Origin of the sequence: Corallococcus sp. AS-1-6 (assembly GCF_020037015.1) — a bacterium.
Classification (GTDB): domain Bacteria; phylum Myxococcota; class Myxococcia; order Myxococcales; family Myxococcaceae; genus Corallococcus.
In genome coordinates this window covers 109538-131530 of record NZ_JAIQDE010000027.1, presented here as the reverse complement: position 1 = coordinate 131530, position 21993 = coordinate 109538, and the positions used below count along the sequence as shown (strand labels likewise).

Sequence of the window (21993 nt, the reverse complement as noted above, 5' to 3'; positions counted from 1 at the left end):
CGTTTCCCCCTTCTGGACTACGGACCACCGAAGTACCGCTTCACCAGGTCGCGGTTGCGAGGCAGCAGCGGACCGGAGGTCGGTCCCGCCGTCGCATCGCCCGTCGCGCCCGTGCCCTTCGCGCTGGACGGCCCCGCCTGCCCCGTCCGGGCCCGCGGATCCGCTGCGCGAAGGCCCCACAGCTCCTCCGCCTCGCCGCCGTTGCCTTCCGGCAGCGGCTGGAACGCGAGCCGGTTCGGATCCATCTCCGCCTCGCCGCCGAAGACGAGCGGCTGGCTCTCCCCGCCCCGGCCCACGCCCGCGCCATCGCCCGTGCCCTGCCGTGTGTTCCGGCTCGCGTGCTGGCTGCCCTGCTGGCCCTCGCCGTCGCCCTCTTCCCCTTCGCCCTGGCCTTGCCCCCTCTGGCCCTGCCCCCTCTGTCCCTGTCCGGACTGCTGCCGCCGGGTGGGACGCCGGGCCTGGGCGCCGCGGGTCCCTCGCGCTGCGTTTTCCTCACCGAAGCGCTGGGCCAGGGACTGCTGCCGGCGCTCCAGCGTGCGGCGCAGGTCGGCGAGCTGATCCGGCGAACCGGAGGCCTGCGCGCGGGCGGAAGCGCGGGCCTGGGCCTCGCGGGACGAAGCACCCGAGCCCTGCGTGTCGCCGCCCTGCCCCTGCGTGTCGCCCTCCTGCTCACCGGCGCCCTGCCCCTGGCCGTTCCGCTCGGACGTGGGAGCGTCCTGCTCACCGGAGGCGGAGTCCTCGGCGTTCCCGTTGGCGCGAGCCTCCAGCGCCATCAGCGCCTGCTCCAGCGACTCGCGCTCCCGGGTGGCGGCCTCCGCACCGCCAGCGGCGGCGAGCGCGTCCTCCAATTCAGCGGCGGCCTCGGAGGCGCGGTTGAGCTCGGCGGCGGCCTCGGAGGCGCGCTCGGCGAGCCGCTGCTCCAGGGCATCCGCGGCCTCCCAATCCGCGGAGTCGAAGCGCCCCTGCGCCACCTCCTCGGACAGCCGGCGCAGCTCCTCCTCGACGTCGGGCCCCAGGGGCTCCTCGCGGGCCAGGGCCTCGGCCTGGGCCTGCACGGCGGCGACCTGGGTCGCGGCGGCGGCGTTGATGTTCGACGCGCGCGGCGCCGGCAGCGGCACGAGCAACCCCACGGCGAGGAACACGAGCGCGCCCAGCAGCGCGCCCACGGGCCGGCGCCAGGGAACCTCCGGAGGCTTCACCTGCTGGGCGAACTGGTTGAGGCTCAGCTCCCACTCGCCGACGGGCCGCTCCAGCCGCGTGAGCAGCAGGCCGCCCGCGTTAGCCGAGCGGTCCGCGAGCACCGCCGCGTACTCCAGCGACACGCCGCGCGACCGGGCACGAACGAACCACCACGCCAGCCCCGCGACGACGAGCGGAGGCACGGCCCACACAGCCAGGTGGCGCAAGAGCAACCGCGACACCACGCAAGCGGTGGCCAGGGCCCAGAGGGGGGCGATGCCCGCGCCCGTCCAGGCGACCACGTTGAGCCGCCGCTGCACGCGCCGGATGGGCGCGAGCACGAGAGACTGGAAGCGGCGTTCGTCACTGGCGGCCATGCGTGGAAGCCAGTGTCGGACACCCGGCCCACCGTTCACAAGCGACGCCCGGGAACGGTCGAATCCCGCCGTGGACGGTCGGGAGGACGGAGCGGGCAGCCTCTCGCGTCATGAGAAACCGTGGCCGGTTCCGCTGTGCTAGAGGGACGGAGCCTGCCTCTGCCGGAGCCTCCCCATGCTGACGTCCCTGCGGATCCAGAACTTCCGCTCCCTCCGGAACCTCACGGTTGAGGGACTGACCCGTGTCAGCCTGCTAGTGGGAGCCAACAACACGGGTAAGACGTCGGTGCTCGAGGCCGCTGAACTGGCGCTGGCGGGCAGCTCGCCTTCCGTAATCGCGCGTGCGCCTTCGAGGCGAGGGGAGGTCAACGTCCGCATTGAGGACGGGACTGGAGTGGTTTCGCGTCTAGAGGTTGCCCACCTCTTCTTCGGCCACGACCTCAAGCTTCGCCCTACGTTTCGAATCGAGGCATCCACACCCGAACCATGTTTCTTTGAAGGACGCATTGAGCCGTATTCACCCAATGCCGCGCTCACCGTCGCGGAACAGGTTGCATCCGGGCTGCAACTTGAGGCTCCCCTTGGACTCACGGTGGAGAGCGATCGGTTTGTCGCGGTAAGTCAACCTCTCTCAGAGCAGGGGTTGCTGCCCAACGCGTTCCAAACCGCTCGAAGGCTGGCAGTGAACCCAGCCGCTCCTCCCCCACGAGTGCATTTCATCCAGACATCCGCCCCGCCGCTGATGACCATTCGAGAGCTCTGGGACGATGTTGTCCTGACTCCAGAAGAAGCATTGGTCACCCAGGTTCTCCAGATCATCGAACCTGGCATCGAACGGATCGCCGCACTCGCTGGAAGTTCTGGTTTTTCGGCAGCGACCATCTTTATCAAGCTGAAGGACTCCGACCAGCGCATTCCCCTTGCCAGCATGGGTGAGGGAATCAACCGGCTGTTGGTGTTGGGCTTGAACCTCGTTAACGCAGCGGGCGGCTATCTGCTCGTGGACGAAATCGACACGGGCCTCCATCACTCCGTGATGGTGAGGATGTGGCGGCTCGTGACGGAAGCTGCAAAGCGACTGAACGTGCAGCTCCTCGCGACGACCCACAGCCTGGACTGTGTTCGAGCTCTCGCTGCGCTCTACGAAGAGCAGCAGGGACTCCGAGACATTATCTCCGTTCACCGCATTGAACGGAACGCCGAGCACAACGTGCCGTACTCGGCGGACGAACTCCTCGCCGCCGCACGACACGAAATGGAGATCCGGTGAGCCCGCCGTCTCCCAAGAGCCCTTACCGCTTGATGGTCGAGGGGCCAGACGACAAGCACACCCTCGTCCATCTATTGAAGCGGCACGGCTACGACTGGGACGATGCAACGCTCAAGCGTCCCTATGTTGAGGACGTGGGTGGCGTGGAGAAGCTGCTCGAAAAAACACTCCTGTCCACCGCGCTCAAGACACATGACCGGCTCGCACTGGTCTTCGACGCGGATTTGCCTCCGTACAACCGCTGGCACCAGCTCAAGACCTGCCTCGAACAACTCAGCATCACGGTCCCTGATGCCCCCGAGCCCGGAGGAACCCTCCTCTCCGGCCTTCGTCCCAACTCCCGACTGGGCATCTGGGTCATGCCAGACAATGCCCTGCCCGGCCGGATCGAGGAGTTCATCGAGAAGCTCGTCCCTGCCGATGACACCCTCTGGCCCCACGCACGAACAACCACCACGGATGCGCTGAATCAAGGCGCTCCACTGCGTCCCCAGGACCACGTGAAGGGCGCCCTCCATGCATGGCTCGCATGGCAGTTGGACCCGGGCCTCCCATTCGGCGTCGCCCTCGCCAGCAAGGTCCTGAGCCACGACTCGCCCGAAGCTCAACGTTTCGTGGCCTGGTTCCACCGCTGCTTCTCCTGAACCCGTGCGACCTCCGAAGGCGGCGGTTACTGTGCCGCCCCCATGAACTTCCGATTCCTTGGTCGCAGCGGTCTGAAGGTCAGTGAAATCTCCTTTGGCAACTGGCTCACCCACGGCTCCCAGGTGGAGGAGGACGCCGCGGTCGCGTGCGTGAAGGCGGCGCTCGACACGGGCATCACCACCTTCGACACCGCCGACGTCTACGCCGGCACCAAGGCGGAGGCCGTGCTCGGCCGCGCCCTCAAGGGCCAGCGCCGCGAAGGCTACGAGCTGTTCACCAAGGTCTACTGGCCCACCGGCCCCGGCCAGAACGACCGCGGCCTGTCGCGCAAGCACATCATCGAGTCCATCCACGGCTCCCTGCGCCGCCTCCAGACGGACTACGTGGACCTCTACCAGGCCCACCGCTTCGACGCGGAGACGCCCCTGGAGGAAACCATGCTCGCGTTCGCGGACATCGTCCGCCAGGGCAAGGCGCTCTACATCGGCGTCTCCGAGTGGACCGCCGAGCAGATCTCCGCCGGAGCGAAGCTCGCCCGCGAGCTGCGCGTGCCCTTCATCTCCAACCAGCCCCAGTACTCCATGCTCTGGCGGGTCATCGAGTCCAAGGTCATCCCCACCTCCGACGCCGAGGGCCTGGGCCAGATCGTCTGGTCCCCCATGGCCAAGGGCGTGCTCTCAGGCAAATACCTCCCCGGCAAGCCCCCGCCCGCGGACACCCGCGCCGCCACCCAACAGGGCGCGTCCTTCATGACCAACTTCATGACGGACGACGTGCTCACCCGCGTCCAGCAGCTCAAGCCGCTGGCCCAGGAGGCCGGCCTGTCCATGGCGCAGCTCTCCATCGCCTGGGTGCTCCAGAACAAGAGCGTCTCCTCCGCCATCATCGGCGCCACGAAGCCGGAGCAGGTGCTCGACAACGTGAAGGCCACCGGCGTGAAGCTGGACGCGGAGCTGATGCGCCGCATCGACTCCATCCTCGGCCCCGTCGTGGAGCGCGACCCCGCGCAGACCACCAGCCCCAGCCGCAGGCCCTGAAAGTCGTACGGCCGCCCACCCCGCAGGACAGGCGCTCCCACGCCCGCCCCGCCCCGTGCCCGCCATATGACATCCGCGCCCTGGTTTCACCGCGCCCGTCCCACGGCACGCGACAGCGGGGTGAACTCCCCCCCGTTCCATTTGACTTTTAAGTCGGGGGGAACAAGAGACTGCGCCGCGCGTTAGAGCGGTCCCACTCTTGAACCGGGCATTTTCCACATGACGTCCTTCCTCCTCCTGGCCCAGGCGGCCCAACCCGAACTCGGATGGTTGAGCAGCAAGCTGCTCGGGGTGACGCTGGGCAGCGCTGAGTGGGTGCTCTGGCTGCTCGTGTCGCTGTCCATCCTCTCCATCGCGGTGATGCTGGAGCGCGCCGTCTACTTCTCGCGCCACCGGCTGCCCAACTCGGAGGCCCTGGCGGTGCGCCTGGCGCGCGGCGAGTTCGACGCCGTGGCCGGCGAGGTGAAGAACCAGAAGGGCATGGAGGCCGCCGTCATCCGCGAGGCCCTGGCCTCCGCGCCCCAGGGCCCCGACACCGTGGAGCAGGTCATCGCGTCCACCGTCGCCCGCGAGCGCCCCCAGTACGAGCGCGGCCTGTCCATCCTGGGCACCCTGGGCAACAACGCCCCGTTCATCGGCCTGTTCGGCACGGTGCTCGGCATCATCAAGGCCTTCAACGACCTGGGCGCCATGAACGCCAAGGGCGGCGCCATGCAGCAGACGGTGATGGCCGGCATCTCGGAGGCGCTCGTCGCCACCGCCGTGGGCCTCGCCGTCGCCATCCCCGCCGTGGTCGCCTTCAACATCTTCAACCGTCAGCTCAAGACGCTCACCAGCCGCACCACCGCCCTGGGCCACGCGCTCGTGGGCGCCATGAAGGCGCGCAAGCCGGGCGCCGCGGGGGGCAACTAGCCCATGGCCGGCGGCGCGAACGACAGCGACGAGGAAATCTCCGGCATCAACGTCACCCCGCTGGTGGACGTGGTGCTGGTGCTGCTCATCATCTTCATGGTGACGGCCAACTTCATCGTCCGCGAGACGGTGGAGGTGGACCTGCCCCGCGCCGCCAACGGCGGTGAGACGGTGCAGGGCCTGGTGAACGTCGTCCTCGACAAGGAGGGCAAGCTCTACTTCGACGGCGCGGAGGTGACGGAGGCGGACCTGTCCCGCCGCGTGACGGAGGCCGTGGCCAAGGACAAGGACACGCGCGCCATCATCAGCGCGGACCAGACGCTCGCCTACGGCCGCGTGATGCGCCTCATCGACGTGGTGAAGGGCCAGGGCATCGCGAAGTTCGCCCTCAACATCGAGAAGGACGCCGCCCCCGCCCGGGCCGCGCCCGCCACGCCCTGACACGAGGCTGAGCGACGATGAGCCAGGCGGTCCTCGACCCTTCTCCCCTGCCCCAGCGCGACCGCTCCACGCGGTTCCTGCTCGTGTTCGTCCTCGTGTCGCTCGCGCTGCACGGGGTGGGCTTCGGCCTGCTCTCCACCCTGGAGGGCCGCAAGCTCGCGGCCATCCAGAAGCCGGTGGAGCTGGTCATGGTGGAGGTGCAGAAGCCGCCTCCGCCGCCTCCGGAGGAGAAGCCGGAGGAGCCCAAGCCGCCGCCTCCGCCGCCCCCGAAGGTGAAGGTGAAGCCGCCGCCCATCAAGGTCGCGGAGGCGCCCAAGCCCCCGCCCCCCACGGAGGCCCCGCCGCCGCCCAACGACACGCCGCCGCCGGAGCCGTCCGCGAAGCCGCCGCCCCTGGTGGTGGGCATGACCCTGTCGTCCACCACCAGCGCGGGCTCCTTCGCCGCGCCCGTGGGCAACACCGCCTACGGCAAGGCCAACGGCCCCGCGAAGGCGCCCCAGGACGTGAAGGGCTACTCCGCGCCGAAGTACGTGCCCGTGTACCAGGTGGACACGGAGCCGTCGGTCGCGTCCGAGGTGAAGATTCCCTACCCGGACGAGGCGCGCCGCGCCGGCATCGAGGGCACCGTCACGCTGTCCATCAGCATCGACGCGGAGGGCAAGGTGAGCAACGTGAAGGTCATCTCCGGGCCCGGCTACGGCCTCAACGAGGCCGCGCGCGACGCCATCCGCCGCTTCCGCTTCAAGCCCGCCATCAAGGGCGGCGAGCCGGTGGCCACGGAGATGAAGTACTCGTACACCTTCCTGCTGGACTGAAGGCCGCGCGCTACTGCGTCTTGAGCGCGCGGCGCATGATGTCGCGCAGCGCCGCCAGGTCCTCGTCCGGCATCGCGGCGATGAGCGGCGGCGGCGCACCCAGCCGCGCCATCAGCCGGCCGCGCAGCTCCGCGCCCGCCTCCGTCAGCACCAGCATCTTCACGCGGCGGTCCTGCTCGCTGCTCTTGCGCTCCACCAGCCCGCGCGCCTCCAGCCGGTCCACCAGCCCCGTCACGTTGGACGCGTCACACGACAGGTAGTGCGCCAGCGTGCTCATCGCGAGCGCGCCCTCGCCCAACTGCCTCAGCACGTGCGCCTGCACCGGAGACAGCTCGAACTCCGCCGCCAGCGCGGGGAAGTTGCGCATGTGCGTGTGCAGCAGCTCGAAGAGGAGCGTCCAAGCCTGCTCGGGCAGCCCACTCCCGCCCTCCGATACGTCGGTGGACGCCGGCCGGCGCGTCACCTGCTCGCTGGAACCGTCGCTGAAGCCGTTCATAGTGAAGTTACGTTAAGTCATCAGACGCACATAAACAATTGACATCATCAACCATTGACCGCTACTACATTCCGCATATTCCAACATCCGACAGTGCGGATTACTTCAACGCCGCGCCAAGGTCGGGTAGAGGACGCAACGCAGTCGTCCCCAGGACGGATCCGCCTCGCGCTTCCGCGGGTCGGTGAGGAGGTCGAGCGGTATGAGTCCCTTTCTGGCGCTGTCCCTGTCGGCCACCCTGGCAGCGGCGCCCGTACTGACGCTGGATGAGGCGCTGGAGTCCGCCCGCCAGCAGAACCTCGATTTGAAGATCGCCCAGGAGCGCTTCGAGCAGGCATCGCTCGCGACGCGCAAGGCCTGGTCGGGCTACCTGCCGAACATCAGCGTGGGCGCGTCCATCACGCGCAACAACGTGGCGGCCATCATCCCCGCGGGCCCCATCGCCCCGGTGGACATCACCATCCAGCCGCTCATCCAGCAGGGCGCGCAGGCGGAGATCCGGCAGGCCATCATCGCGCCGCAGTTGTGGGCGGGCATCGCGGCCTCCTACAAGTCCGTGCGGCTGGCGGAGCTCAACACGCAGACGGCGCGCCGGCAGGTGCTCTTCGGCGTGGCGCAGGCGTACTACGGCGCCGCGGCGCAGCAGGAGGCGCTGCGCGCGCAGGAGCGGCTGCTGGAGCTGAACCAGGCGCGGGAGAAGGACACCCAGGCCCGGTTCGACGCGGGCACGGTGACGCGCGTGGCGCTGCTGCGCGCCCAGTTGGACCGCTCGCGCGCGGAGCAGGACCTGGTGCGCGCGAAGAACGCGCTCGCGGGCCTGAAGCTGGCGCTGGGCACGCTCATCCAGCGCGAGCCGGACTTCGACCTGGCCCCGCCGCCGGAGCCGACGGTGCCCGCGCAGGCGTCGCCGGACGAGCTGGTGAACCAGGCCATCCAGGACCGCTCGGACGTGCAGGCCGCGGAAGTGGGCCTGAAGCTCAGCCGCATCAACAAGACGGGCGTCATCCTGAGCTACCTGCCCACGCTGGGCGTCACGGGCGCCTACCGCATCGCGAACGCGGCGGGCTTCACCGGCCAGAACGAGACCTGGGCCATCACCTTCGGCGCGAGCTGGACGCTGTTCGACGGCGGCCTGCGCGAGGCGAACCTCTCCGAGGCGTCGTCGCGCGTGCGCGAGGCCACCGTCACCCAGGCGCTGGCGCAGGCCCGCGTGAAGGAGGAGGTGCGGCGCTCCAAGCTGGACCTGGAGAACGCGCTGGCCAACCGCGCCAAGGCCGAGGAGGCCCTGGAGCTGGCGCGCGAGTCCAACCGCCTGACGGACGTCAGCTTCAAGGCGGGCGTCGCCACCTACCTGGAGGTCGCGGACGCCAACACCGCGCTCACCAACGCGGAGGTGGGCTTCGTGTCCGAGCGCCTCCAGGCGTCGCTCGCCGCGCTGCGCCTGCTCAACTCGCTGGGCTCCTTCGAGTCCGGTTCGGTGAAGAAGGAGGCGGCCGCCCTGGGTGCCCAGCCCGGCGCGGGCGCGCCGCGCGAGCAGCCGGCCCCGCCGCAGCCCGCCCAGGAGCAGCCGGCCCCGCAGCAGCCCGCGCCCCAGCCGTAGGCGCGGCGTGAGGTGGAATTCCCGGCGCCTGCTTCAGGGCGCCGGGTCCCCTGCCCTCCCGGGCGGGAAGCAGGTGCTTCGTTGTGGGGGTTCGTCACCGGCCCCACCCTCCTCTGTAGGACCCGTTTCCACGAGGAGGGAACCATGGCGGATGCATCCTGGGGCAACTGCAAGAACTGCCGTTTCTTCGCGGGCAACAGCGACGAGCCGAGCGACGACGCGACGCAGAGCTGCAACCAGCCGGAGCTCAAGCAGTTCGCGCTCGTGGTCTCCGGCGACAGCGGCTGCAACGCCTACGAGGCCCGCGCGGGCGAGGCGGTGCCCGTCCACGAGGAGCCCGCGCCCATGCACTGAGGGCCCGCCGGTCCTCGCGATGCCACGGCCGCCCGTCGTTCAGGTGCCGGTGGCGTCGCGGACCTGGGGCAGCGCCGGTTCAGGCGGGTGCGCGTAGTAGATGCGCTCCATGAGCTTGCGCTGGTGGACGAGCGGCTTGTCGTACTTGTCCAGCCGCATGCCCTTGTGGCTGTAGGGCGTGTCCGCCACGGTGGGGATGAAGCGCGCGTCATCGCGCACCTCCCACCAGGTGAGCCCCAGCGCGGCCTTCGCCGCCACCGGCAGCAGGGGCCTCAGCGCGGGCACCGTCGTGCGCAGGAAGGAGAAGACGTGCAGGCGCGTGGTGCGCGCCGTCTCCGGCACGAAGAAGATGTGCGCCTGCGTGATGAAGGGCCGCGGCGCCCCTGAAGGCGTGGCCCAACTGACGGTGTAGACGCTGCGCACCGGGTCGAAGCGCGTCACCCAGTCATTGCGGAAGACGTCCCCCCGGCCCACCGCGAGCAGGCGCATGATGGGCGCGGGCCGCTGCGGGGCGCGGTAGTGCACCTCCGTGTGGTCGTCGTGGTTGTGCGCCTCGAACTCCACCGCGCCCGCCTGCGCGCCGCTCCACCCCAGCCGGGTGTGGACGAAGGGCGTGTGCTCGTCCTCGCTGAAGTTGTCGAGCGCCACGTGCAGCGGCGCCTGGAACAGCGTGGAGAACGTCCCGCCGAAGACGTAGTCCCCGCCGGACAGCTCCGGCATCGCGGACTCCGGGGTGTCCGCGTGCGCGAGCCAGAGGTAGCCGTGGCGCTCCACCACCTGGAAGCTCCTGGCCTCGCAGTGGCGCAGCTCCGGCTGGCTGGGGTTGGTGCCGTGGCCGCGCGCGTCGAAGCGCCAGCCGTGGTACGGGCACTGGAGCTGTCCGTCCTTCGTCACGGTGCCCTTCGACAGCGGCGCGAAGCGGTGCGGACACGCGTCCGACAGCGCCGCGGCCCGCCCGGAGGCGTCCCGGAAGAGCGCGTAGGCATGGCCGGCCAGCTCCACGCGGACGGGCTGGCGGCGGAGCTGGCGGGAGGGAAGCACCGGATGGAAGTGCCTGACGACGTCGGGGGTAGGCTCCATGGCGCGCGCAGTATAGCGGTCTGTCGCGGCGGACCCAGGTGGGTGGCGTAGACTGCCTGGCCGTGAATGCTCCCGTCCCTCCCCGCCTCCGCGTGCACTGGTTCGCCGTGGCGACCCTGGCCGTGCTGGTGGCGCTCGCCGCGGGAGCGTGGCTGTACGTGCGCGGCGCACTGCCGGCGCCGGTGCCCCCCGCGTCCGGCCCCTTCGGCTACGCGGACTATGCGCAGGCGCTCAACCACGTGCGCCCCAGCGGGGACCTGGACTTCCAGGGCCTTCAGCGCGACCGCGCGGCGCTGGAGCGCTTCGTCGGGTCGCTCGCGGCGGTGTCGCCGCACCGGCGGCCGGAGCTCTTCCCGACGACCCAGGAGGCGATGGCGTATTGGATCAACGCGTACAACGCGCTGGTGCTCCTGCAGCTCGTGGAGCGCTACCCGAGCGGCGTGGAGGCGTCCTGGTTCGGACGCTTCTACTGGGGCCGCACGTGGCCGGTGGGGGGCGAGCGGCTGACGCTGTACGCCCTGGAGCAGCGCATCCTCCTGGGCAGGTACGCCGACCCGCGCGTGCACTTCGCCCTCTTCCGGGGGACGCGCGGCGGGCCCCGGCTGGACGGCGCGCCCTACCAGCCGGAGTTCCTGGACGCCCAGCTCAACGACGCCAGCCGCCGGTACATGGGGGACGCGCGGAACGTGAAGCTGGAGGACAAGACCGTGCGCCTGGCGCACCTGTTCGAGGAGCGGAAGCAGGACTTCCTCAACGCGCTGCCGGAGGGCCGGGGCGGCAACGTGCTCCAGTTCGTCTGGGCCTTCCTGCCGGACACCTGCGAGGAGCGCCCGGGCTGCGACACGCGCGGCGACCTGGACCGCGCCTGCGGTCCGGACCTGGACAGATGCCGCATCGACTTCGTCCCCGAGGACACCTCGCTGCCCGACGCCGCGAGCACCGCCGAGCAGCGGCGCTGACACGGCCCCTTCTCGGCTAGCGTCCCGCCATCGCGGCAGGAACACGCAGGGAGGCACCGGGACATGACGATGGGAGCGGTGTGGCTGGCGACGTGGCTGGCCCTGGGGAGCGCGGACCTGAAGTGGGAGCCGCAGGCGAGCGGGACGACGGTGCGGCTGCGCGGCGTGAGCGCGGTGGACTCCCGGGTGGCGTGGGCCAGCGGCGACAAGGGCACCGTCGTGCGCACCTCGGACGGCGGCAGGACGTGGACGCGGGCACCCGTGCCGGACGCGGAGGCGTTGGACTTCCGCGACGTGGATGCCTTCAGCGACCGCACCGCCTACGTGCTGTCCATTGGCGCGGGCGACAAGTCGCGCATCTACAAGACGACGGACGGCGGCGCGCACTGGACGCTCCAGTTCACCAACGCCGTGCCCGGGGCCTTCTTCAACGGCATGGCCTTCTGGGATGAACAGCACGGCATCGCGTTCAGCGACCCCGTGGACGGGCACTTCGTCGTCATCACCACGGAGGACGGCGGAGCGACGTGGAAGCCCGTGCCGCCAGGGGCGCTGCCGGCGGCGCTCGCGGGCGAGGCGGGCTTCGCGGCCAGCGGCACGAGCATCGCCGTGTACGGCAAATCCAACGTCTGGTTCGGGCTGGGGGGCTCCGCCGCGCGCGTGCTGCACTCGGCGGACCGGGGCAGGACCTGGGGCATCGCGCCCACGCCGCTGGCCACGGGGGAAGGCGCGGGCGTGTTCTCGCTCTCCTTCTGGAGCCCCCTGGCGGGCATCGCCGTGGGCGGCAACTACAAGCAGCCGGAGGTGGCCACCGGCAACGCGGCGCTCACGCTGGACGCGGGCAAGCGCCAGTGGACCGTGCCGGGCAAGCCGCCCGGGGGCTACCGCTCCTGCGTGGCGCAACTCACGCGCGAGCGGAAGATGTGGCTCGTCGCCGTGGGGCCCACGGGGTCGGACGTGTCGAAGGACGCGGGCAGGACGTGGGAGCCGCTGGACGCCACCGGCTTCCACGCCGTGTCCACGCCGCCGCGCACGCGGGACACCGCCTGGGCCGTGGGTGAGGAGGGGCGCATCGCGAAGCTGACCTTCGCGGCGCCACCGGCTCCCGGGAAGCGCTGAACCGGAGGCGATGGGCGCGGGGAGCCTCCTCCCCGCGCCGCGTGCTTCACTTCACCAGCAGCGCCGCGCCGATGATGCCGCTGTCGTCGCCCAGCTCCGCGTCGGCGATGAGCAGGCCCTCGCGCGACACGCGGGAGGACCACTGCTGCACGCCGTCCAGCACCTGCCGCTTGATGCCCGGGCAGTGCGTCAGCACACCGCCGCCCAGCACCAGCCGCGACGGGTTGAGCACCGTCACGTAGTTGGCCACCGCGAGCGCCAGGAACTGCGCCGCGCGGGAGTGGATCTCCTTCGCCTTCACGTCACCCGCGTCCGCCGCCGTCTCCAGCGTCACCGGGGTGATGGTGTCCGGGTCGTCGTTGGTCAGCTTCTCCAGCACGCGCGAGCTGCCGGACGCCAGCAGCTCCTTCGTCTGCGCGATGAGGTTGTGGCCGCCCGCGTACGCCTCCAGGCAGCCGTGCTCACCGCAGCCGCACAGCCGGCCGCCGGGCACCACCTTGATGTGGCCCAATTCGCCCGCCACGCCGCCGCCGCCGTTCACCAGCCGCCCGTCCGAGATGATGGCGCTGCCCACGCCGGAGCCCACGAACACCACCAGGATGTCCTGGGCGCCGCGCCCCGCGCCCGCGTGCAGCTCGCCCCACGCCGCCGCGGACAGGTCGTTCACCACCTTCACGCCGAAGCCCAGCCGCTTCGTGAGCATCTGGGCCAGCGGCACGTCCCGCCAGCCCAGGTTGGGCGCCACGGAGATGACGCCCGTGTCCTTGTGGATCTGCCCCGCCGCGCCCACGCCGCAGCCGTCCACCTTCACGCCGGACTTCTTCACCGCCTCTTCCGCCGCCTGCGCGATGGTCTCCACCACGCCCTGCGGCTTGCGGTCCTGCACCGCCACCTTGGCGCTCGCGAGGATTTCACCCTTCCCGTCCACCACCGCGGCCCGGGCGAACGTCCCGCCCAGGTCGATTCCCAGCGTCGGCATGTCCCGCTCCTCCGTTACGTGCGTGCGTGTGCTTCGCGTGGCGCACCGGCGCTCAGACGCCGACGTCCTTCTGCGCCTGGGCGACCGTCTTCTCGATGAGCGCCTGGATCTCCTTCACGCGGGCCTCCGTGCTGGCCTCGTAGCGCAGCACCAGGATGGGCTGCGTGTTCGACGCGCGGATGAGCCCCCAGCCGTCCGGGAACGTCACGCGCACGCCGTCCACGTCCACCACCTTGTGGCCCGCGTCGCGAAGGATTTCCGTGGCGCGCTTCACCATGGCGAACTTCTTCTCCTCCGTCGTGTCGAAGCGCAGCTCGGGGCTGGCGAAGGTCTTCGGCACGTCGGAGAGCAACTGCGACATGGACTGCTTCTCGTGCGTGAGGATCTCCAGCAGGCGCGCGGACGCGTACACCGCGTCGTCGAAGCCGAAGTAGCGGTGCTTGAAGAAGATGTGGCCGCTCATCTCACCGGCCAGCTCCGCGTGCTCCTCCTTCATCTTCGACTTGATGAGGGAGTGCCCGGCCTTCCACATCACCGGCTTGCCGCCGTGCTTCGCGATGTCGTCGTACATCGTGTAGCTGCACTTCACCTCGCCGATGATGGCCGCGCCCGGGGCCTCCTTCAGCACGTAGCGGCTGAAGAGCACCATGAGCTGGTCACCCCAGAGCACGTTGCCCTGGTCGTCGATGACGCCGATGCGGTCGCTGTCGCCGTCGTACGCGATGCCGACCTCCGCCTTGACCTCCTTCACCTTCTGGATGAGGTCCTGGAGGTTCTCCACCACCGTGGGGTCCGGGTGGTGGTTGGGGAAGTCCGCGTCCATGTCGCAGAACAGGGGCACCACGTCGAAGCCCATGCTCTCGAACAGGGGCACCGCGATGGCGCCGCCCGTGCCGTTGCCCGCGTCGATGACGATCTTCATCCCCTTGCGGCCCACCTTCACCGTCTGGCGGATGAAGTGGTTGTAGGGCGTGATGATGTCGAAGGGCGAGACCTTGCCGGGCTTGTCGGAGGTCGCGAAGTCCTTCGCCTCGATGAGGCGGCGCAGCTCCTTGATTTCGGGGCCGTGGAAGGTCGTCTTGCCGGCGCCAATCTTGAAGCCGTTGAACTCCTTCGGGTTGTGGCTGCCGGTGATCATCGCCAGGCCGTCCACGGGCAGCGTGTTCGCCGCGAAGTAGGTCAGCGGCGTCGGCACCACGCCCACGTCGTAGACGTCCAGGCCGGTGGCGGTGAGGCCCTTCGCGAGCGCGTCGCGGAAGCGCGTGGAGGACTCGCGGCAGTCGCGGCCCACCACGATGGAGGTGCCGCCCTTGCGGCGGATCATGGTGCCCAGGCCCAGGCCCAGGAGCTCCACCACCTCGATGGTGAGGTCCTTGTCCACCAGACCTCGGATGTCGTACTCGCGGAAGATGTGCGCGTTCATGGCAGTGTCCCCACCCTCGACAGGAACCGGGAGGGCGTAACGGAAGGCGTCGGACACTACACGAGCGGGCCCGGGGGCTGCACACACCCGAACGGGCCCGGCTGACTGTTGAACGCCCGGCCCCCCGGGGAGGGCGGAACCTACCCCCGGCGGAGGCTGATGGCCCCCATCAGGCCATGGCCCCGGGGGCCTGGGCTCCGGCACCGGCCGGCACCCGCCGCCGCAGCGCCTGGTAGTGCTTCAGCCAGGACGTGTTCAGCGGGTCCAGCTTCAGGGCCTCCGCGTAGCGCTCCAGCGCCGCCGGGACGGCCCGTTGGACCTCCAACGCGTGCCCCTGGGTGAAGAGGGTGCGGGCCTTCTTCTCCACCTCCGGCCGGGCGGCGAGGAAGGCGCTGCGCAGGGCCTCCATGGTGGGCTCCGGGACGCCTGCGGCCACGCAGCGGGCCAGACCGCCCAGGTTGCCCCGGGTGGCGTCGTAGCCGACGCGGGAGAGCGGCTCACCGAGCATCCGCTGCGCGGCCAGCACGCGCACGCGCAGGGCCTCCAGGGCCTGGCGCTGGCCGGTGGGCAGCGGGCGGTGCTGGAAGGCGAGCAGGCGGCGCAGGGCGGCCTGGGCGCGGCGGTGGATGTCGCCGAAGTCGGCGTCGTGCTTCGCGCCCAGCAGCGTGTAGGGGTCCCGGGCGACGGCCTCCGCGCGGGACAGCAGCCGGGCGAGCTCCGCGTCGGGCGCGGGCTCCGCGTCCTCCATGAGGGCGCGGGAGAGCAGCCGGCCCAGCGCGGGGAACTCGTCGGAGAAGTGGACGAAGACGCCCGCGGGCACGTTCCAGGTGCGCGCCTCGTCGAAGGTGACGTGGCGGACGACGTCGCAGGCGCCCAGGGCCGTCTCGCCCCGGAAGGACACCTCCACCGTCAGCCGCGCGGCGAGCGGGGGCAGCGAGCCCTGGCACTCGGCGAAGAGGCCCTCGGGGGCGACGTCGCTCACGGAGACGGGCTGGAGGACCTCGCCCGGCGTGAGGCCCAGGCGCACGCGCAGGTCCGCGGGCGCGTCCGTGCGGGGCGCGGAGGCCTCCAGCGGCGGCACGGGGTTCACCAGCGGGATGGGCGCGGCGTCATGAACGACGTCCACCAGAGGAATGGGCGGAGGCGACGGGACGGACGCGGGCTCCAGTGAAGGCGCCAGGGTCATGAACGGGATGGCCGCGGCGCCCAGCGTGGACGTGGGGTTCACCGCGGCCTGCGCCGCAACGTCCAGCGGCGACGCCGGATCCACCAGCAGGATGGGCGCGGCCGTCTGGAGCGGGTTCGGCTCCACGAGGCCAAGCTGCATCGTCCTGGCCGGCGCCTGGGACGCGGCAGGCTGCACCAGGAGGATGGGGGCCGGCGTGGCACCGGCGGCGGAGCCCGAGGAGCCGGCCTGGGACGCGCGCGGCGGCTCCGCTTCGGCGTCCCCCAGCAGCGCCACGGCGGAGGCCCAGAACGCGGCCACCTCCGCGCGCATGCCGCCTTCACCGGGGCGGACGTCAGGCGGCGCGCCATCCGCCGCGCGCAACGCCGCGTCCTCCACGGACGTGGCGGCGATGCCCCATTCGGGCACGTCCTCCACGATGTCGAAGTCGTCCGCCGCGTCGCGCGTCCTGGCGGTCTCCTCCGCCGCGGCGACCTCCTCCACTTCCGACACGTCCTCGGGAGCATCCGCGGACGCGTCGCGCACCGGCGCCTTCATGCCCAGCGCCTCCGCGAGCGCGACGCGGAAGGCCCACGCGCTGTCGAAGCGCTCCTCCGGCTTCGCGGCCAGCGCGCGCAGGAGCACGGTGGACAACGCGGGCGGCACGCTCGCGTTGAGGGTGTGCGGCGGGAACAGCGTCACGTCCGCGGAGCGCCCCAGGCCGAACGGCAGCCGGCCCGTCACCAGCAGGTAGCCCGCCACGCCCATGGCGTGCAGGTCCGCGCGCGGACCGCCGTTCATCCCCGCGCACTGCTCGGGCGCCATGAACGTGGGCGAGCCCACTGTCACTCCCTGCGCGCGCTCGTCCTGCGACAGGGCCGCCTCCCGCACCGCGCCCGCGCCGAAGTCGCGCACCCGCACGCGCCGCTCGCCCTTCGCGTCGCGCGTGACGAACATCGAGTCCAGCGTGAGGTCCCCGTGCACCACGCCCCGCGCGTGCGCCGCCTCCAGCCCCGCGAGCGCCTGCTCCAGCACCTCGCCCGCCTCGGCCGGCGACAGCGGCAGGGGCATCGCGCTCAGCGACTCGCCCTCCGGCGCCTCCTGGAGTACGCACGGCAGCCCCTGCGGGCCGTGGCGCACGTCCAGCACGCGCGCCACGTGGCGGTGCACGACGTTGCGCTGCGCCAGCGCCTCCGCGATGAACCGCGCGCGGACGGCGGGACGGGCCGCCAGGTGCGCGTGCAGCACCTTCACGGCGAAGCGGTGCCCCGTGGGCACGTACTCCGCCAGGTACACCGACGCCACCGCCCCCACCTCCAGCCGGCGCTTCAAGAGCAGCGGCCCGTGCCGCTGACCCTCCAGCGAGTCCCCCGGCACCGGAGGCCGGGCAGCGACGGGGCACGCCTCCCCATCCCGGTGTTCGCCCACGCAGCGCTTGCAGCCCATCGCCATCCCCGCCTGTCGCCCCGGAAATGGGGCGGACCCGGCATGGACTTGCAACCCGCGCGCCTCGTGCGCGGGGCCCGCTTTCGTCCGCGCGGCGACACTCCAACACCCGCGAGTGCCAGCAAACCCCGCAAAACGAACCAGGGCGCCCTGTAGAAACGACAGGGCCCCCCGGGAAGAAACGTGTGGAGTGAAACAGGAGGCGGAGTCGCCTCCAGGCCTACAGCAGGCGGGTGCGCTTCTTCGCCTTGAGGGCCTCGACGACCTTGCGGACGTCCTGGCTCCGGTCCTTGGGGACCACGAGCACGGCGTCACCGGAGTCCACCACCACCACGTCGTGCATGCCCACGACGGACAGCGTGCGCTTGTCGGACAGCACCACGCAGTTGGTGCAGTCCACCAGCACCGCGTCGCCGGAGACGACGTTGCCCTGCGCGTCCGCGGGGCGCACTTCGGGGATGGCGGCGAAGGAGCCCACGTCGGACCAGCCGAAGTCGCCGTCCAGCACCGCGATGTTCTCCGCCTTCTCCATCACGCCGTAGTCGATGGAGATGGAGGGCAGCTTGGGGAACACGCGCTTGAGCACGGCCGGGAAGGTGCGCTTGCCCGCGGCCTTCTGGAGCGCGTCCAGGCCCTTCTGCATCTCCGGCATGTGCTTCTGGAAGGCCGCCAGCATCACGTCCGCGCGGAAGACGAAGATGCCGCCGTTCCACAGGTAGTCGCCGCCGGCCAGGTACTCCTGCGCCGTCTTGAGGTCGGGCTTCTCCTTGAACGCCTTCACGCGGCGGCCGCCGCCCTCCAGCGCGTCACCGACCTGGATGTAGCCGTAGCCCGTCTCCGGGCGCGCGGGCTTGATGCCCAGCGTGACGATGTGGCCGCCCTCCGCGATGCGCGCGGCCTCCGCGAGCGTGCGCTGGAAGCCCTTCACGTCCGCGACGTGGTGATCCGACGGCAGCACCGCGAGCACGCCCTGGGGGTCGCGCGCGGCCACCTGGAGCGCGGCGAGCGCGATGGCGGGCGCGGTGTTGCGCGCCACGGGCTCCACCAGGAGGTTGCCCTTGGGCAGCCCCTTCACCAGCTTCGCGGCCGTCTTCGCGTGCACGGGGCCGCACACGATGAAGGTGTTCTTCACCGGCGCCAGGCCCTTGAGGCGCTGGGCGGTGTCGGTGAGCAGCGGCTGCTTGGAGGCCAGCGGGAGGAACTGCTTCGGACGGGCCTGGCGGGACAGCGGCCAGAAGCGGGTGCCGGAGCCTCCGGCCATGATGACGGGATAGAGGGCCATATGCGGGTGCGAGCTCCTAGGGGCACGTCGGGCCCGGCCCGGCGCGCACGGCGGCGCACCATAGCGCTTCGCGCCAGCGGAGGAAGGGGGCTGCTCGCCGCTCAGGCTGGCAGGACCGCGATGGCCTCCACCTCGAAGAGCATCCCGTCCAGTGCCAGCCGGGGGACGGGAATCAGCGTGCAGGTCGGCTTCATGCGGCCGTTCCAGGCCGCGTCCAGTTCAGGGCCGATGATGCGCAGCTTCTCCTCCGTGTGGTCCACCACGAGCATCGTGAGCTTGGCGACGTCACCGACGCCCGCTCCCACGGACTCGAGCGCCGTCCGGATGTTCCTGAACGCCTGCCGCACCTGGAGGCGGAAGTCGGGCTCGAGCGCGCCCGTCTCACGCTCTCCCCCCTGCCCCGCCAGGAAGATCAGCCGGGTGCCGGGCGCGACCTGCGCCACGTGTGAGAAGCCATAGGGCGCCGGGTCGAACAACCCCTTCGGATTCGTCAGCACCACGGTCGGCGTCTTCGAGGAGTCTGAGCTCTGTCCCATGCCCCACCGTCTCCCATCTGGCCCGACGATGTGAAGGGGGCCCGGCCGCCTGCCCTCCGAGGGATGGGGCGCGACAATGTGGGCAGAGTTTTGACCCGCCCCCGAAAAGCCAGTCTCATGCCCCGGCGTTGAGCCTCAAGCCCACATCCACCGGATGGACGCTGGCCTTCACCGTGCTGCTGGCGGTGGGGTTGTCCCTGGCGCCATTGCCGGAGAAGTACCGCCCCCTCCCCAGCCTCCGTCAGGAAGGTTCGCTCGGGCCCAAGCTGGCGGCGATCGCGCTGCCCGCGTCCCTGCGCGGCGTGAAGGCCCCGCGCCCGCCCTCGGACACGATGGTCCCGGACGCCCCGCCGGCCGCGGTCGCGGAGGCGGACACCGCCGCCAACGACACGGATCCGCGGGCGGGCCCGCAGGTGGGGGAAGCCCCGGCCGTGCCCGGCATCGGCCTGGAGGAGCTGAGCGCCCCCACGCTGGCGACCGCGCGGGAGCTGGAGGCGCTGCGCGAGCGGATGGGCGCGAAGCACGTGGACATCGAGCTCAACTGCCGCAAGACGCGCGCGGACGGGACCTGTGAAGAGGACGGCCTGGCGCCGTTCATGAAGGCGCTGGGAGATTTGCGCGCGGACACGCGGCGCACGCCGGTGCGGGTGGTGCACCTGGGCGATTCGCTGATCGCCTCCGACTACATCACGGACGTGGTGCGCGACCGGCTCCAGGAGCGCTTCGGTTCGGGCGGCCCGGGCTTCCTCTACATCCACCGGCTGGCGAGCGCCGGCCGCGCCACGCGCGCGGGCACCGCGAGCACTGACGGCTGGAAGATGGAGCGGCTGGTGGACACGCACTGGCCCAGGGACCGCGTGGGCTGGACGGGCGTGGCCTTCTCCACGAGCGGCCCCGCGCAGGCCACCCGCTACTCGGTGGAGGGCGCGCGCGAGGCGGAGCTGTTCTTCCTGGCCCAGCCCGCCAACGGCGCCGTGCAGGTGGCGGTGGACGGAAAGAACACGCAGCGCATCCAGACGCGCGCGTTCGGGCCCAGGGCGGAGGCCGCCTTCGCGCGGCTCCGGATTCCCGAGGGCGCGAAGACGCTGACGCTCACCGCCAGCGGCAAGACGGAGCTGCACGGTGTGTCGGTGGAGTCGGGCACGCCGGGCGTCGTCTACGACACGGTGGGCCTGCTGGGCGGCATGGCGGAGGTGTACCTGCGCGCGCAGCCCCAGGCGTTCCGTGCGCAGCTCAAGCACCGCAAGCCGTCGCTGGTGGTGCTGATGGTGGGCGGCAACGAGGCGTTCTTCCTCTCGCGCGAGCGCACCACGCTGGACGAGGTCCGCACGCAGATGAAGGAGCTGGTGTCGCGCGTGCGCTCGGCGGTGCCGGACGCGGCGTGCCTGGTGATGTCGCCCATCGACGCGGGCGTGCGCACGCTGAGCGGCGAGCTGATCACCCGCCGGCACTCGGCGGAGGTGGCGGAGGTGTTCCGCGAGGAGGCGCGCGCGGGAGGCTGCGCCTTCTACGACACGCTGGCGGCGATGGGCGGCGAGGGCTCCGCGCTCAAGTGGCTGGAGTCCGGCCTGATGCTGGAGGACCTGGTGCACCCGCGCGTGCGCGGCTCCAACCTGCTGGGCCACCTGTTCGACCTGGCGCTGCAGCGGGCCTTCGCGCGCACGCATCCGCCGCGCGTGCCCGGCACGGACATGACCGGCCTGCGGGACGCGACCCCGGCGCTGCGCCGCACGTTCGAGTCGCTGGCCCGCCGCGAGTCCGGCGCGAAGCTGCGCGTGGGCATCGCGCAACTCGGCGCGTCGCACACGGCGGCGCATTACTTCTCCGACAAGGTCCGCGACGCGCTGACGAAGCGCTTCGGTGACGCGGGCCGGGGCTTCATCGCGGCGGGCAAGCCGTCGTCCCGGCTGGAGGCGGCGCGCGTGACGCGCACGCTGGACGGCCCGTGGACGGTGGAGGACGCGAAGAGCACGCCCGGAGGCGCCTCCGGAAGCATCTGGGGGCTCACCGGCATCCGCGCGGTGGGCGCGCCCGGCGCGAGCCTGGGCATCTCCTTCTGTGAAGGCTGCGCGGAGGACAAGAACCGCCAGGGCCGGCTGGACCTGTACGCGCTGGACGCGCCGGGGGCCGCGGCGCCTGAAATCACGGTGGACGGCGAGGAGCTTCCGCCGGAGGCGCCACCGCCGGAGCCGCTGACGCAGCCCACGGTGCGCATCCGCTCGTTCCCGGTGACGGGGGTGGCGCACTCGGTCCAGGTGAAGGTGCCGGAGGGGGGCGGGAGCGCGACGGTGCTGGGCGCGTCACTGGAATACGACACGCCGGGGCTGGTGTACGACGCGCTGGGGTTGCCCGGGGCCACGGCGTTCACGGCGCGGGACATGGATGCGTCGGCGATGGACGCGCAGTTGACCGCGCGCCGTCCGGACCTGCTGGTGTTCTGGTACGGCACCAACGAGGCGGAGCTGCCGGGGTTGGACGCGAACGGGCTGCGCCAGGACTACGCGGCGTTGATTGCGCGGATGCGCAAGGCGACGGGGGCGGAGTGCCTGCTCATCGGGCCCACGGACCGGCTCCAGCAGGACGCGAACGGCCGGTGGGATGAGGCGCCGTCGCTTTCGAAGGTGCTGAACACGCTGCCGCTGGTGGCGAAGGACGCCGGGTGTGCGTACTGGTCCGCGCGCGCGGCGATGGGCGGTGAGCGTTCCATGCAGCGCTGGCAGCGCCAGCCGGAGCCGCTGGGCCACGCGGACGGGGTGCACCTGACGCCGCAGGGGTACGCGGTGCTGGCGAACGCGTTCGTGAAGGACCTGATGGCGGCGTACGAGTCCACGAAGAAGGGCGGCGAGCCGACGGCCTCCGCCGCGGGAGCGCCCTGAGC

Annotated in this window: 19 protein-coding genes; 11 read left to right on the top strand and 8 right to left on the bottom strand. The window is 71.3% G+C overall.

Features of this window, described 5'->3' with window-relative positions; genetic code table 11:
• Positions 1–17: 17 nt before the first annotated feature.
• The gene (locus K8612_RS30435; protein ID WP_223743889.1) at positions 18–1556 is read right to left on the bottom strand and encodes a hypothetical protein; all 1539 of its coding nucleotides are present in this window, start codon (positions 1554–1556) and stop codon (positions 18–20) included.
• A gap of 175 nt (positions 1557–1731) precedes the next feature.
• On the opposite strand from K8612_RS30435, the gene K8612_RS30430 reads away from it, so the two are divergent.
• The 6 genes from K8612_RS30430 to K8612_RS30405 all read left to right on the top strand — a co-directional run bounded on the left by K8612_RS30430 (position 1732) and on the right by K8612_RS30405 (position 6676).
• Positions 1732–2826, top strand: a complete 1095-nt coding sequence (locus K8612_RS30430; RefSeq protein WP_223743890.1) for an ATP/GTP-binding protein — start codon at positions 1732–1734, stop codon at positions 2824–2826.
• Between the two features lie 32 nt (positions 2827–2858).
• Positions 2859–3470: a DUF3226 domain-containing protein gene (locus K8612_RS30425; protein ID WP_306799749.1), complete on the top strand. Its 612-nt coding sequence runs from the start codon at positions 2859–2861 to the stop codon at positions 3468–3470.
• A 42-nt stretch (positions 3471–3512) separates the two neighbouring features.
• On the top strand, positions 3513–4508 hold the full coding sequence (locus tag K8612_RS30420; RefSeq protein ID WP_223764836.1) for an aldo/keto reductase family protein: 996 nt from the start codon (positions 3513–3515) through the stop codon (positions 4506–4508).
• Between the two features lie 219 nt (positions 4509–4727).
• On the top strand, positions 4728–5420 hold the full coding sequence (locus K8612_RS30415; protein ID WP_223743893.1) for a MotA/TolQ/ExbB proton channel family protein: 693 nt from the start codon (positions 4728–4730) through the stop codon (positions 5418–5420).
• Between the two features lie 3 nt (positions 5421–5423).
• Positions 5424–5861: a biopolymer transporter ExbD gene (locus tag K8612_RS30410; protein WP_120589507.1), complete on the top strand. Its 438-nt coding sequence runs from the start codon at positions 5424–5426 to the stop codon at positions 5859–5861.
• Positions 5862–5878: 17 nt separating this feature from the next.
• The gene (locus tag K8612_RS30405) at positions 5879–6676 is read left to right on the top strand and encodes an energy transducer TonB (RefSeq protein WP_223764835.1); all 798 of its coding nucleotides are present in this window, start codon (positions 5879–5881) and stop codon (positions 6674–6676) included.
• Between the two features lie 10 nt (positions 6677–6686).
• Here K8612_RS30405 and K8612_RS30400 read toward each other — a convergent pair whose 3' ends face one another.
• A complete protein-coding gene (locus K8612_RS30400) occupies positions 6687–7172 on the bottom strand; it encodes a MarR family transcriptional regulator (RefSeq protein ID WP_223764834.1) in 486 nt (161 codons plus the stop codon).
• Positions 7173–7374: 202 nt separating this feature from the next.
• Here K8612_RS30400 and K8612_RS30395 point away from each other — a divergent pair, with 202 nt between their 5' ends.
• Positions 7375–8772, top strand: coding sequence for a TolC family protein (locus K8612_RS30395; RefSeq protein ID WP_223764833.1), 1398 nt, complete (start codon positions 7375–7377; stop codon positions 8770–8772).
• 144 nt (positions 8773–8916) lie between these two features.
• Positions 8917–9126: a hypothetical protein gene (locus tag K8612_RS30390; protein ID WP_223764832.1), complete on the top strand. Its 210-nt coding sequence runs from the start codon at positions 8917–8919 to the stop codon at positions 9124–9126.
• A 39-nt stretch (positions 9127–9165) separates the two neighbouring features.
• Here the strand turns inward: K8612_RS30390 and K8612_RS30385 are convergent, their stop codons facing one another.
• Entirely contained in the window at positions 9166–10167 is a 1002-nt protein-coding gene (locus tag K8612_RS30385) for a Rieske 2Fe-2S domain-containing protein (protein ID WP_373692149.1), read from the bottom strand.
• 101 nt (positions 10168–10268) lie between these two features.
• Between K8612_RS30385 and K8612_RS30380 the strand changes: the two genes are divergently transcribed.
• Positions 10269–11165, top strand: a complete 897-nt coding sequence (locus K8612_RS30380; RefSeq protein ID WP_223764830.1) for a DUF547 domain-containing protein — start codon at positions 10269–10271, stop codon at positions 11163–11165.
• Between the two features lie 63 nt (positions 11166–11228).
• Positions 11229–12284, top strand: a complete 1056-nt coding sequence (locus K8612_RS30375; RefSeq protein WP_223764829.1) for an oxidoreductase — start codon at positions 11229–11231, stop codon at positions 12282–12284.
• A 46-nt stretch (positions 12285–12330) separates the two neighbouring features.
• Here K8612_RS30375 and K8612_RS30370 read toward each other — a convergent pair whose 3' ends face one another.
• From K8612_RS30370 to K8612_RS30350, 5 genes are all read right to left on the bottom strand, one after another.
• Positions 12331–13263, bottom strand: a complete 933-nt coding sequence (locus tag K8612_RS30370; protein ID WP_223764828.1) for an ROK family protein — start codon at positions 13261–13263, stop codon at positions 12331–12333.
• A gap of 52 nt (positions 13264–13315) precedes the next feature.
• Positions 13316–14686, bottom strand: a complete 1371-nt coding sequence (locus tag K8612_RS30365) for a phosphomannomutase/phosphoglucomutase (RefSeq protein WP_223743902.1) — start codon at positions 14684–14686, stop codon at positions 13316–13318.
• Positions 14687–14855: 169 nt separating this feature from the next.
• Positions 14856–17297, bottom strand: coding sequence for a protein kinase (locus tag K8612_RS30360; RefSeq protein ID WP_223764827.1), 2442 nt, complete (start codon positions 17295–17297; stop codon positions 14856–14858).
• Between the two features lie 220 nt (positions 17298–17517).
• Positions 17518–18579: a mannose-1-phosphate guanylyltransferase gene (locus tag K8612_RS30355; RefSeq protein ID WP_223743903.1), complete on the bottom strand. Its 1062-nt coding sequence runs from the start codon at positions 18577–18579 to the stop codon at positions 17518–17520.
• Positions 18580–18680: 101 nt separating this feature from the next.
• Positions 18681–19115 carry a RidA family protein gene (locus tag K8612_RS30350; protein ID WP_223764826.1) on the bottom strand — a complete coding sequence of 145 codons (435 nt, stop codon included), beginning with the start codon at positions 19113–19115 and terminating at the stop codon, positions 18681–18683.
• A gap of 128 nt (positions 19116–19243) precedes the next feature.
• Between K8612_RS30350 and K8612_RS30345 the strand changes: the two genes are divergently transcribed.
• Positions 19244–21991 carry a GDSL-type esterase/lipase family protein gene (locus K8612_RS30345; protein WP_223764825.1) on the top strand — a complete coding sequence of 916 codons (2748 nt, stop codon included), beginning with the start codon at positions 19244–19246 and terminating at the stop codon, positions 21989–21991.
• Positions 21992–21993 lie beyond the last annotated feature (2 nt).